The following is a 13,188-nucleotide window of genomic DNA, read 5'->3' as shown; positions in this document are numbered from 1 at the left end:
TAGCTGCTGCCTTAACAAGATTGTAAAAACTGGAGATATAACGTGACGAATATAGCAAGCCAGCAACACCCTCAGCATTCTAAATTGGTTGGACTGGTTTGGAATATCGCCAACATTATTCGTGGCCCTTACCGCCCCCCTCAATACCGTCGCGTCATGTTGCCCTTAATTGTATTAGGACGCTTTGACGCTATTCTTGCACCTTATGCCGATAAAATGAAAGTTTTTTATGATAAATCGGTAGCAAAGTTGCAAGATAAAGAACCTAACCCTATTTTGCAAAAGCAATTAAGTCAAATTGCTGATAAAAAACGTAGACAAGACCTTTACAATATCAGTGGTTTTAATCTTGAAAAGCTATTGAACGATCCTGATCAATTTACTGCCAATTTAACAAAATACATTGATGGCTTTTCACCTAAAGCTAAAGATATTTTTGCAAAATTTGAATTTGCTAAAGAAATTGAAAAACTAGATGATGCAAACCGTTTGTATAAAGTCTTTCAAGAGTTTCGTAATAGTCTGGTTGAATCTGGCTTAAGTCTAGCCCCTGCTAGTGTAAGTAATTTACAAATGGGGTATTTATTCGAAGAACTAGTACGTAAGTTTAATGAACAAGCCAACGAAGAGGCTGGGGATCACTTTACGCCTCGCGAAGTGATTGAACTGATGGTTAATCTAATCTTTCAGGAAGATTATAAAGCGTTGATGCAACCAGGTGTGCAACGCAGTATTTACGATCCCGCGGCGGGAACTGGTGGAATGCTATCTGAGTCCGAAAAATTCCTAAAAAAATACAACGATCAGATTAACTTGAGTATGTATGGTCAGGAATATAACCCAGAGTCATATGCTATTTGTTGCTCAGATTTATTGATTAAAGATGAGCCAGCAGAAAATATTGTCTATGGCGATACCCTTGGGGTAAAAAATGCCAAAGCAAAAGATGGTTATGTACCCCATGATGGTCATCAAGATAAAACATTCCATTACATGTTTTCAAATCCACCTTTTGGGGTAGAGTGGAAAAATCAAAAAGACTATATTGAGATAGAAGAAAAATTAGGGTTTTTAGGACGCTTTGGGGCGGGTCTACCTCGTATCAATGATGGTTCACTGTTGTTTGCTCAACATATGATTTCAAAAATGAAAGCCTCCCCTGAAGAAGGCGGTGAAGGCTCACGTATTGCCGTAGTATTTAATGGGTCACCTTTATTCACAGGAGACGCAGGCAGTGGCGAAAGTAATATTCGTCGTTGGATTATTGAAAATGATTGGCTAGAAGCAGTTATCGCCCTGCCCGACCAAATGTTCTATAACACCGGTATTTATACCTACATCTGGATTATTTCCAACAAAAAAACGGCACCGCGTAAAGGTAAAGTACAGCTGATTGATGGTACAGCACATTACCAAAAAATGACGAAAAGCTTAGGCAACAAACGTAATGAATTATCCAAAGCCCATATTGCTGAGTTGACTCAGTTCTACGCTAAATTTAAAGATCAAGATAGCAGTGATTTAATTAAAACCAAATCAGGTGAAGCCAAAGTATGTTCCAAGATTTTTAATAACCAAGATTTTGGTTACTTAAAACTCACTGTAGAACGTCCGTTGCGCTTGAATTTTGAAATCTCAGCAGAGCGTATTGCCTTGTTAGATGAGCAATCGGTTTTTGTGAATTTGGCAAAAAGTAAAAAGTTTAAGGATGCTGCTAAAATTGCTAAAGAAGAGGAAGTAGGACGCATACAGCAACAAGTTATTAAAGCAACACTTGCTGCTAACATTTCAGCTCAGGTTTGGAAAAACCGCGATAAGTTCCTAAAAGTACTCAACCCTATTTTAAATAATTTAGCGTTTAAGCTGGCAGCCTCTGTAAAAAAAGCCATTTTAGAAGCACTATCTGAACGCGATCAAACAGCAGATATGTGTATGGACAGTAAGGGTAATATTGAACCAGATCCTCAATTACGTGATACGGAACTAGTAGCATTCCCTGATGGCTTAACATTACCGTTAAGTTTAGACTATGACAATGCCCTTAATCTAGATGAACTCTTAAACCTAGTTCGTCCACATTGTGAAGCTTATTTAAAAGCGGAAGTGTTACCCCATGTAGCTGATGCGTGGATTGATTACAGTAAAACCAAAGTAGGTTATGAAATTCCAATTAACCGTCACTTCTATGTTTATGAGCCACCTCGCCCACTGGAAGAGATTAAGGCAGAGATTGTACAGCTTGAGCAGGAGATTATGCAGATGTTAGGGGGGCTGTCTGCATGAGCCAACTACCCCGTTATGAAAATTATAAAGAGAGCGGTGTGCAATGGTTAGGGGATATTCCTAGTCATTGGAAAGTATGGAAAATTACACATGCTATGGATTTAATTGGGAGTGGTACAACTCCCAAAAGTGACAATTTAGAATATTATGATGGAGATGTATTATGGGTTACTACATCTGAATTAAGGGAATCATATATTTATGATACGAAACAGAAAATAACAGAATTGGCTATAAAAGATTACAGTGCTTTAAAGAAACACCCTGTAAATAGTGTGGCTATTGCGATGTATGGAGCTACAATTGGAAGGCTTGGAATATTAGCCAAAGAAGCTACTTTTAATCAAGCTTGCTGTATATTTAGTGGTTCAAAAGTTTTGTATTATAAATTTTTATATTACTGGCTTTGGATGCGAAGACCAATTTTAATTTCTTTATCTAATGGTGGTGGTCAGCCTAACTTAAGCCAAGATGACTTAAAGAAGTTAAAGTTAGCTTTCCCCCCAATACCTGAACAAAAAATCATTGCAGATTTTTTAGATAAACGCCTTGCCCAAGTGGATGCTTTAATTGCTAAGCAAGAAACACTTTTAGAAAAATTGGCTGAACAGCGTATTGCTTTAATTTCTCATGCTGTGACTAAAGGGTTAAATCCTGATGTAAAGATGAAAGAAAGTGGCATTAATACATTAGGTAAAATACCTTTTCATTGGAAAGTAATAAAAAATAAATTCATTTTGAACTTTTCAAAAGGACTAACTATTACTAAAGAAAATTTAGTTGATGAAGGAATTCCTTGCGTAAGTTATGGTGAAGTACACTCTAAATTTGGTTTTGAAGTTGATCCTAATAGACATGAATTAAAATGTGTGCCTGAATCATATTTAGAGAGTGATCCAGCTGCACTTCTAAAAAAAGGTGATTTTATTTTTGCCGACACTTCTGAAGATATAAAAGGTTCAGGGAATTTTACTTATTTAAATAGTGATACTCCTACCTTTGCTGGTTATCATACTATTATCGCTAAGATAAACGAAGTAAATAATCCTAGATTTTTGGCTTATGTATTTGATACTGAAGAGCATCGAAATCAAGTTAGAATGCAAATTAAAGGTGTTAAAGTCTTCAGTATTACACAAGCGATTTTAAAAAATACTTTTGTTTGGTTACCTTCAATCAAAGAACAAAATCAAATAGTTGATTACTTAGATGCTGAGGTTGAAAAATATCAACAAATTGGTCAAAGATATCAGTTAACTATTGAAAAACTTAAAGAATATCGCTCCACCTTAATCACCCAAGTGGTAACGGGTAAAATCGATGTTCGTCAACTTAGCGGTAGTTAATCAATCCTCAGGACATAATTTTTAAGGGAGTCACTATGCATAGCGAATGGTATTTTGAACGAGCCGTCGAAAAAAGTTTAACCACAGAAGGTGGCTATGTAAAAGGCAACCCTAAAGAGTATGATCCCAAAATTGCTTTATTTCCTAATGATGTTATTGCCTTTATTCAGGCAACTCAACCGAACATTTGGGATAAAATTGAACATGCTTATCAAGCAGGAGCTAGTGATTATATTTTAAGGGATTTAGTCAGTGCATTAGACTCACAAGGGACATTAGCTGTATTGCGACAAGGCTTTAAAAGTTTTGGTAAAAAAATCAAAATGGCCTATTTTGCACCTAATACTAGTATCAATAAGACCACCCAAGAACAATATGCAGCTAATATTTTAAAATGTACTTGCCAAGTGCATACGGAATTTAATGAAATACCTGATATGGTGCTTTCATTAAATGGTATTCCACTAGTAACACTTGAGTTAAAAAATGAATTTTCTGCAACAGGCTGGAATGTGGAAGATGCTATTATTCAATATAAACAAGATCGCAATGCTAAGGGGCGTTTATTTGAGTTTAAAAAACGTTCCTTAGTGCATTTTGCGGTAGATACCTGTGATGCCTATATGACCACAAAACTGGATGGAGAAAATACCCAATTTCTACCATTCAACAAAGGCTATTTAAATGGTAAAGGTAACCCCCCTATAGAAGGAGATGTTCGCACCCATTATTTGTGGACCGAGACGTTAGCGCGGCATAGCTTTATGGAAATCTTTGCACGCTTTATGCATTTAAGTGTAGAAAAGAAGAAAATCAAAACCAGTACGGGTTTTAGGTATATTGAAACAGAAACCATGATTTTCCCACGCTATCATCAATTAGATGCTGTGAGGAAATTGGTAAAGCACAGTAAAGCCAATGGTTCAGGTCATAATTATTTAATTCAGCACTCAGCAGGTTCAGGAAAATCCAATACCATTGCTTGGCTTGCTCATCATTTAGCGTCTATGCACAACGCTAATGATGAAAAAGTGTTTAACTCAATTATTGTGATTACAGATCGTATTGTTTTAGATCGCCAATTACAAGAAACGATAACCCAATTTGAACATAAGGATGGTGTCGTACAAAAAATTGATGAAAATACCTTACAGTTGACCAATGCATTAGCTTCTAATGTACCGATCATTATTACTACTATTCAGAAATTCCCTTATATCATGCAGTCTATTCGAACACAGGCAAAAAAGGGTATTCAAGTAGATCTTTCTACAGAGGGTAAACGGTTTGCAGTGATTGTTGATGAAGCACACAGTTCGCAAAGTGGCGAAACAGCAATGGAGCTACGTAAAATTCTCAACAAAGATGGCATTGAATCAGCAATTGCACAAGAGTTCTTAGATGATGACGATGATGAAAGTGAATTAACCGATGATGTGAAAAAACGTTTATTTGCTGAAGCTTCTAAACGGAGTCGCCAACCCAACTTAAGCTTTTTTGCTTTTACCGCCACCCCCAAATGGAAAACCCTCGCTTGCTTTAATGAAGCAGGTGAAAACGGAGAGGCACCCTTTCATCACTACAGTATGAAACAAGCCATTCAGGAAGGCTTTATTTTAGATGTATTGGCAAACTATACGACTTATGAACAATACTTTAAATTAATAAAAATTTCTGATACCGATCCAGAATTAGCTAAAAATAAAACCAAAGCCTTGATGACACGTTTTGTTGCTATGCATCCAAGTGTGATTGCTCAGAAAGTAGAAATTATTGTAGAGCATTTCAGAACCGTGACCATGCACCGTATAGGGGGTCGAGCTAAAGCCATGGTTGTCACTAATTCGCGTGAACATGCGGTGCGCTACAAACTCGCTTTTGATGACTATATTAAAGAAAAAAAATATACCGGCATTAAATCATTAGTCGCTTTCTCTGGAAAACTCGAAGTAGATGGCATTGAATATACAGAACCTAAAATGAATGGTTTTAAAGAAACGGAGTTACCTGAACAATTTGATACTAATGATTATCAAGTACTGCTAGTGGCAGAAAAATATCAGACAGGTTTTGATCAACCTCTCTTGCATACCATGTTTGTAGATAAGAAATTATCAGGGGTTCACGCTGTACAAACCTTATCCCGTTTAAATCGTTGTGCTTATGGCAAGGAAGATACCTTTGTATTGGACTTTGTGAATACACATGATGATATTTACAAAGCATTTAAGCCCTTTTATGAAGTTACTCAGCTGGGTGATATCCCTAATGAACAAAAGTTAAATGAGCTAGGGCATACATTGGATCAATGGAACTTCTATTTTGAGGTAGATTTAAATGAGTTTGCCAATATCTGGTTTAAAGATCGTAGCAAATTAACAGGCCATGAACATAAGCAACTTAATAGCATTATTGATCGTGCCGTTGATAAATATAAAAAAATACATGCTGATGATCCAGTACATCAACAAGAACAACAAAAATTATTTAAAAGTCAGTTAAAAAGCTATCTGAACTTATATTTATTTGTTTCGCAAATCTTAGATTTCACTGACTCTGAACATGAGCAACGATATGCTTATTTAAAAGCATTACTGCAAAAGTTACCTAAAGGCTCAAAAGAAAATACCATTGATTTATCAAAAATTGTAGAACTTCAATTTTATCGGTTGCAAAAAATCAGTGAAAACAGCATCGACTTAGGACACGGTGAAGCCAAAAACTTGAAAGGTTCAACAGATGTGGGAACTGGCCAAGCTGAATCAACAGATAATGCATCACACTTGATTGATGAGCTGAATGAGACATTTGGTACGGACTTTACCATCGCGGATCAATTATTTTTTGATCAAATTGAGCAGGCCGCACTTGAAAATGAACAAATTGTGCAAGCAGTTAAAGCCAATTCTTTAGATAGTTTTACGGAATATCTTTCTGAAAAGCTAATAGAACTTTTCCTAGCCCGAATTGCAGGCAATGAAGAAGTATGTAATAAAGTGATGAGTACAGAAGAACTACGCCATAAAGTTGCTACGCGTTTAGCAAAACATATTTATACCCGCACAAAGAAGCAAACTTCTTAATTTGGTATAACGTGTTTAAATGATGATAATTTATGTCATCACTTATTTAGTTTTTCGAGTGAATTGGGCTGTTGTAATAATCTTCAACTCAATTAGATAATTTAAAATAAATTTTGAATATTTCTTATTTAAATAAAAGACTATAAAACGTGCAACTTCGTATCTTGTTAAAAATACTTTGCTATTTAAGAGATTTAAATATCTTTCTTAGAGAGTATTAATGTTGACACTATTATTGAAAAATAGAATATAAAAAAATTTCGGTTATATATTACTCCAATGAACAGACAAAAGGTCTGTTTGGTTTGAGGTATTTTGTTATTTCATAAGGAGTATATATGTCTGAACTATTAAATATCATGTTAAAGGTAGTGGCTATTAAAGCCGCAGAATTAGCGGTTGAGGAAGCCGAACAATTAACCAAATGGATTAGAGATTATTTTGAAGGATAGTTGTTAGGTAAGTATGATTAATAAAGAAGCTGATATTGGTTCTTTTAATTTGTCTTTTTAATTTTTTAGTTTTTCATTACTGATCGTTAGCAATAGAAGAAGCATCTTGGGTATTAGCCCAAGGTGCTTTTTTTATGTTTGTTTATTGGATTGCTATCCATTTCTGTAGATGGATGATTTTGTCTTTTATTTTCACTTTATTTCTATTTTATAGCTAGTTTAAGAGGATTTTTATTATGGCACATTTAGTTGAAACAATGGCGTATGTAGGTAAAACCCCTTGGCATGGGTTAGGAAGTTCTTTACCTTCTGGACAGCCTATTGAGGTTTGGGCAGATAAAGCAGGCATGAATTGGCAAATTAATGAAGCCCCTGTGCGTTTTATTGCTCCCCATTTGGATAATAGGCGTGGTGAATTGATTGAGTTGGATAGGAGAGCTTTAGAAACAGGCGTTAATGCTAAAGATATATCAGGTGTTGATATTGAGTTGTCAGGAATATCAGCTATTGAACCGCAATCTCTAGTAAGCTTTGATGATCAGAAGGTGTTGTATCGTAGTGACTCTAATTTGCCATTATCTGTAGTGAGTGGTCGCTATAAGGTAGTACAACCTATGGAGGTATTGGAGTTTTACCGTGACCTTACTGAACAATTTGGCTTTGAATTGGAAACCGCAGGGGTATTAAAGCAAGGACGCAAGTTTTGGGCATTAGCTCGTACAGGCCAGTCTAGTGTATTGGGTGGTAATGATGTGGTCAATGGCTATGTATTATTGGCTACCTCTTGTGATGGCTCACTAGCTACTGTGGTTACACCAACTACTGTTCGCGTGGTGTGTAATAATACTTTATCGGTAGCAGTAAATAAATCACTAGCCGCTGAGTCTATTAAAGTACCTCATAATACGGTATTTGATGCAGCTGCGATTAAGCGTCGGTTAAATCTTACTTTAGGTCAATGGGATGACTTTATGTTAATGATGCAAGAATTAGTAAAACGCAAAGTGTCTGCGAAAGAGAGTGAGGAATTCTTTATGAATGTATTAAATCCTGCTACGACTTTTGATCGTTATGCTATTAATAGCAATAATGGTAATAAAGAAATTGTTATTGATGTGGCTAATACGACAGAGGCTACGAATAGCCTTGAGCCAAGTAATGCCAATAATCATTTAGCAGGTGTTTCCTTATTAGATCGTATTGTCAGAAATACAGGTAAAGTGATTCAAGCAGAGGTAGCTACTATAGATTCCCCTATTGATTGGAATAAAATCCCTAATGGTCGTGCTATGAAAAAGGTACAAACCCTCTATGACGGTCATGGGCGTGGTGCTGAGTTACAAGCTGCAAAAGGCACTGCTTGGGGATTGTTATGTGCTATGACGGAGTTTATAGATCATGAACGGCAAGCACGCAGTCAAGAAAACCGCCTTAATAGTGCTTGGTTTGGTCAAGGTGCTCAGCTTAAACAGCAAGCCTTATCACAGGCATTAAAGCTAATTGCTTGATAGTGACTCTCCAATAGTGAATAAAAAGTGTTATTTATTATTGGTTGTTAATTTAAAAGGAGTAATTATTGATGTCTTTATTAATTAAGCTGTATGAATGCCCTCGATCCAGTATTAAACCTGTTGCCAGTATTGAACAATGTAATGCGTTATTAAATTGGTTTGATAACCATCTGCTGGAATTACACAGTGGGGCTATTGTTGAGTTAACAGAACAAACACTACTCAAACTGTTAAGCGACCTTTATCGTATCAGTGCCAATAGCTGTGAACAGGTGTTTCCCACCATTCCTCAGTTTGTGCATGGGGCAAGTGAGTATGATGAGACTTACTGGCAAAAAGTAGCACAACTGCGGATTAAGCTGAAACAGCTGTTAGATACGTTCGATTTCAACCAACATCGATTATTTCTACAAGGTAATTGGTAATACTGCACTGCATCCAAGACAGTATTTAAAATTATGTTTTTTGCTTTCCACTGATTTTCTAAGCAATATTAACTAAATTACTATCATTACTTTAACTAATTTAGCTAATAATCTCACTATCTCAATACTTTATACCTATTTCCCCTGACCTAACCCAGTAATAACAATAGTTAACACTACCACTGCTATGATCGTTAATTTATTTATTATGGTATTAAATAATAAGTGAACTATATGAATAATAGTCTGTGTAGCACGCTATTTTACTTTAGGTAGAGGGGATTCTTTTTTGGAGAGTCCAATTATGTCAGACAAAGATACCCATAATTTATATCCTACACCACTCGATAAAACCACTATTAAACAAACACTTTCTGAATTAATCAGACCATTGGTTCCTAAAAACTGTCGTCGTTATCATTATCGGTTCTGTGATTTAATACCAGAGCCTAATTTATTTGGTTTTAGATGTGATCCACAGCCCTTACAAGGCAAGGTAACATTAATTACAGATACTTTTATTTTAGTACAAGAAAAGGGAACTAAAAATCATTTTATTATTGGCAATAAAGCCTATATAGATAATCTACCAGAAGTAGGCCATAACATTGAAGTAACACCTTATGCCAGAAAACACTTTAATGGCAAACGCATTGATGAGCCTGAACAAATCACAAGAACCTTTGATGATGGTACTCAGTATATTGCTACCAAAATGATGCTAGGCGGTGAAACCACAGAATTACCATTACCCATCCCTAAAGAACATATCCAATGCCCAGAACTATTAGAATTGATTGAACAACTGGAACAACTACCAGCCCTTGATGGTTTTAGACAAATTAGTCATTTACTGGTAGATGCAGGCGCTAAAGAGTTTACTCTGAATGATCCTAAAGCTAGTGATATTATTAATTCTCCTCCTAGTATTAGCTTTACAGTAGCGAATACTAAACTCACAGGTAAGGTTACTATTGCTTATGATCGTGGGGCGGATACTTATATTATTCAGGCAACTCCATCAATTCAGCCAAAACCAATTAGGACACAGGATATAGCTAAAATAGAGGTGGCAGTAGAGGAGGTAAATGAATCGTTAAAAACTAATGTACCTACCTTAAGTACAGCTGAACCCATAGAAATCACGGATGTGTATTTTGATGATCTGGGACTAAGGCTAACTGAGTTAATTGATGATGGTAGTTGGCAGCTGATTAAAATAAAGGTGTTATAGCTTGTGTCTTTTATAAAAACCATACCAAAATATGGTATGGTTTTATCTTTTGCTATTATTTTTTTGTATTTTATTAGTATCTAATATCACGATAAGTACTTAATTAAATACAGTCTTTTTATAGGGTAGTTTGATCAGCTTTTAAATAATTAGTTATGGTAAGGCTATCAATGCTATTATTTAATGAGTTATTTCTTATTTATTAGTAATGCGACATGGTGAAAAGCAATAAGCAAAAAAGGCAAGTGATTAAGCAAAAACGCTTACAAAAGACTATGCAGTCAAAACCTTCTTTTACTAAAGAACAACAGCTTAGTTATAATCCTGATTATTTAGTTAATTTTAATAGTAGTATTACAATGGATTGGTCAAAATTAAGTGATGCCATGCAACAAATAATAAAAAAGGCTTATGCTATTTTTAGTGTATATACTGCTCCTGAACATTTTAATGTATGTACCGCTTGTTGTGTTAGTCTAGAAGAGGAAAAAGCATTAAGAACATTACCCCTTTCATTATTACCTAGACAGCTTATTTATTCATATAATGTCAGTGCCAAATCACAACAGAATAATAAAAGTGAGGTTGCCTATTTACTTCCTCGTATCCTTGAATTAATTGCACTGGATGAAGACATACATCATAGTACAGAACTTAATTTAACTTGGTTGTTCACTGTGTCTCATGAATTATGGACAGATCAAGAAAAAGATCTACTTGCTGAGTTTGCTTTACAATATTTAAAAGATAAATTTCAACAAGCAGAACAAAACCAAAAGATTGTAATGATTGATGAAATTTTAATTATGTTCTGTTCTGCTAGTATTAATATAGAACCACTATTGGATTATATGGCTCAACATTCTAATTTTTATATCATAGCCTCTATTGCATTTCTTATCAGTTGGAACAAAGGTGGAGAAAGCTATATATCCAACTCCTTTGCTACAAATTGCCCTCAAATTAATATTATTTTTAACCATTGGCTTGAAAAAAATAGTATCTTGCTCCAACAAAATGCAGATCATGCTATTCTAAATCCTAATACCCTTTCTGAGCATGAACGTACAATGTACTATATTGAGCAAGGTTTATTTGAGCTATCACACCATTTAGTTAACATTCAATATTAATAGAAGATTAAACACTGTTATTTTATTAGGTAATGATGTGTTGGCATTCATAACCTTACAAATATTAGTTGAGCAAGTTCATTATTTTTTGTATTTGTTCAATTTACATCTCCTAAGGAAAAGTAGTATACCCTGTTAATTTGCAATACATATCTAAGGCATCTTTACCTTCCGCTATAAATTCTATATCCAGCGAAGCAGGTGGATTAGCTGGATCATTATAATTACCCTCAAGAAATTCTTTATATTGCATAAGTATGTATAACAATTGATCGATTGTCATTATAACCTTTTGTTCTTCAACATATTCACAGCATATAAAAACTAAATCTTTCACAACTGTATATAAAGTTAATCAAATATTAAAAAGTTGGTTAACACTGTTCTGAATGATGCAAAAGAGAGAGTAGAAACCATTAGATGGTAAAAAATTGGTGTACTTTTACATAATATTTAACATTGCAGAGGTTATTTTATAAGCAGTCTCATAGTACTAGGCTATTTTCATTGGTAGCCTAGCACTGTTAGCCATTAATTTATTTTTTTGATTTTATGACTCCTTTCCCTAAAACCCTTCTCCTATTAAGTTTAGTCAATCGCAAATATTCGTCTATTTTAACCAGATAACTCACACCTTGCGCTATAATACACTCTATCTTTTGTTGTTCACTTCGATGTACCATACCTAAATAACAATTAAGGTAGCTATTCTTCTGTTTAGGAGTATTACAGTTAAAATAAAGCCCTCTACCCAGTGTAATGTCATTTTGCCAAAGTTCACCTATTTGCTGAGTAATATAATAATCAGACCATCGTTTAGCACCATCATAAAATAATAGTAAATGAACATGATAACCTTTGTCATTACCATGCTCTAACTTCCAGATATAACCTACTAGGTCTTTAAAAGCAGGATTACTGGGGATGAGTTTAATGAAATAATCGACATCGGTTCTAAAGTCTTCATAACTTATGGAGCTGTTTTGTTGATAACTTAAGTCTACCCGAATCACTAATAACCGTGAGTAAGTGTTAAAGAGGTTTTTAACATAGTGGCTGTATTCTCTTAAATTATCGGTATAGCCTGTGTCGTGGTTATATTGACTTACTGCTGTTTTAAAAGCAGGTTCCATACTACCTATTTTTAAAGCACCTAATAACCAGTAAATATCCTCAAGGGCTAATAGTTTGATGCTGAGTAAGCCATTAACTTCTTTGGCGAGTTCTATACTTTCTCTAATATTAATAAATACATCACATTGCAGCAATAGCTGACAATAAGGTGATAATAACTTTACTTTATTTTTTTGCTGATCATACAGGTTGTTATTAAATAAAGCATCAAATAACTTCACATCAAAATAGTGGTAAGCTTCTATTAGATCATAAAAAGGGTGTTGTGGATTAAGATACGCTCTATCTGAATCTATCGCTATTAGCCTTTGATAGGGTGTTGTACTAGACGACACTAGTAAAGGCATTCTATCTGCTTTACCTGCTACTATCTGCATCACTGCATTATGGATAGCAACTTGTTGTTTAGCCAGTTGATCTTTAGGTTGTAAATAAGGGTTGTAGTACATAATATTACCTCTTAACAATTAGATGTAAGGTGTTAACAGGTATGGATACAGGTATTAAAGTGATCGTGAAATGATTAGCTGGGATTACTAGTTATGTATAGAAATGTTGTTAACCAGATATTGAATGATAAGTATTGA

General features: G+C 34.8%; 9 protein-coding genes. 7 read left to right on the top strand and 2 right to left on the bottom strand.

Annotated elements, in window-relative coordinates:
- Positions 1–42: 42 nt before the first annotated feature.
- From ACQVD9_RS01995 to ACQVD9_RS01965, 7 genes are all read left to right on the top strand, one after another.
- Entirely contained in the window at positions 43–2,283 is a 2,241-nt protein-coding gene (locus ACQVD9_RS01995) for a type I restriction-modification system subunit M (protein ID WP_264747236.1), read from the top strand.
- Positions 2,280–3,629, top strand: coding sequence for a restriction endonuclease subunit S (locus tag ACQVD9_RS01990; protein WP_264747235.1), 1,350 nt, complete (start codon positions 2,280–2,282; stop codon positions 3,627–3,629). Before ACQVD9_RS01995 ends, ACQVD9_RS01990 begins: the two co-directional genes overlap by 4 nt.
- 35 nt (positions 3,630–3,664) lie before the next feature.
- Positions 3,665–6,712: a type I restriction endonuclease subunit R gene (locus ACQVD9_RS01985; protein ID WP_264747234.1), complete on the top strand. Its 3,048-nt coding sequence runs from the start codon at positions 3,665–3,667 to the stop codon at positions 6,710–6,712.
- Between the two features lie 688 nt (positions 6,713–7,400).
- A complete protein-coding gene (locus tag ACQVD9_RS01980; RefSeq protein WP_264747233.1) occupies positions 7,401–8,672 on the top strand; it encodes a DUF932 domain-containing protein in 1,272 nt (423 codons plus the stop codon).
- A 71-nt stretch (positions 8,673–8,743) separates the two neighbouring features.
- Positions 8,744–9,100, top strand: a complete 357-nt coding sequence (locus ACQVD9_RS01975; protein ID WP_264747232.1) for a hypothetical protein — start codon at positions 8,744–8,746, stop codon at positions 9,098–9,100.
- Between the two features lie 304 nt (positions 9,101–9,404).
- On the top strand, positions 9,405–10,334 hold the full coding sequence (locus ACQVD9_RS01970) for a GTPase (RefSeq protein ID WP_264747231.1): 930 nt from the start codon (positions 9,405–9,407) through the stop codon (positions 10,332–10,334).
- 215 nt (positions 10,335–10,549) lie between these two features.
- Positions 10,550–11,467: a hypothetical protein gene (locus ACQVD9_RS01965; RefSeq protein ID WP_264747230.1), complete on the top strand. Its 918-nt coding sequence runs from the start codon at positions 10,550–10,552 to the stop codon at positions 11,465–11,467.
- Between the two features lie 112 nt (positions 11,468–11,579).
- On the opposite strand, the gene ACQVD9_RS01960 is transcribed toward ACQVD9_RS01965, so the two are convergent.
- Positions 11,580–11,750: a hypothetical protein gene (locus ACQVD9_RS01960; protein WP_264747229.1), complete on the bottom strand. Its 171-nt coding sequence runs from the start codon at positions 11,748–11,750 to the stop codon at positions 11,580–11,582.
- A 253-nt stretch (positions 11,751–12,003) separates the two neighbouring features.
- Positions 12,004–13,050, bottom strand: coding sequence for a YagK/YfjJ domain-containing protein (locus ACQVD9_RS01955; protein ID WP_264747228.1), 1,047 nt, complete (start codon positions 13,048–13,050; stop codon positions 12,004–12,006).
- Positions 13,051–13,188 lie beyond the last annotated feature (138 nt).

Source organism: Entomomonas sp. E7T21 (assembly GCF_058693955.1).
Note: the sequence above shows the minus strand (reverse complement) of the source record. Positions and strands in the feature narration are given on the sequence as shown.

Excerpts from the sequence above, each read along its gene's own strand:
- ACQVD9_RS01990 (WP_264747235.1), top strand. The coding sequence starts at position 2,280 with ATGAGCCAACTACCCCGTTATGAAAATTATAAAGAGAGCGGTGTGCAA.
- ACQVD9_RS01985 (WP_264747234.1), top strand. The coding sequence starts at position 3,665 with ATGCATAGCGAATGGTATTTTGAACGAGCCGTCGAAAAAAGTTTAACC.
- ACQVD9_RS01980 (WP_264747233.1), top strand. The coding sequence starts at position 7,401 with ATGGCACATTTAGTTGAAACAATGGCGTATGTAGGTAAAACCCCTTGG.
- ACQVD9_RS01975 (WP_264747232.1), top strand. The coding sequence starts at position 8,744 with ATGTCTTTATTAATTAAGCTGTATGAATGCCCTCGATCCAGTATTAAA.
- ACQVD9_RS01970 (WP_264747231.1), top strand. The coding sequence starts at position 9,405 with ATGTCAGACAAAGATACCCATAATTTATATCCTACACCACTCGATAAA.
- ACQVD9_RS01965 (WP_264747230.1), top strand. The coding sequence starts at position 10,550 with ATGGTGAAAAGCAATAAGCAAAAAAGGCAAGTGATTAAGCAAAAACGC.
- ACQVD9_RS01960 (WP_264747229.1), bottom strand. The coding sequence starts at position 11,750 with ATGACAATCGATCAATTGTTATACATACTTATGCAATATAAAGAATTT.
- ACQVD9_RS01955 (WP_264747228.1), bottom strand. The coding sequence starts at position 13,050 with ATGTACTACAACCCTTATTTACAACCTAAAGATCAACTGGCTAAACAA.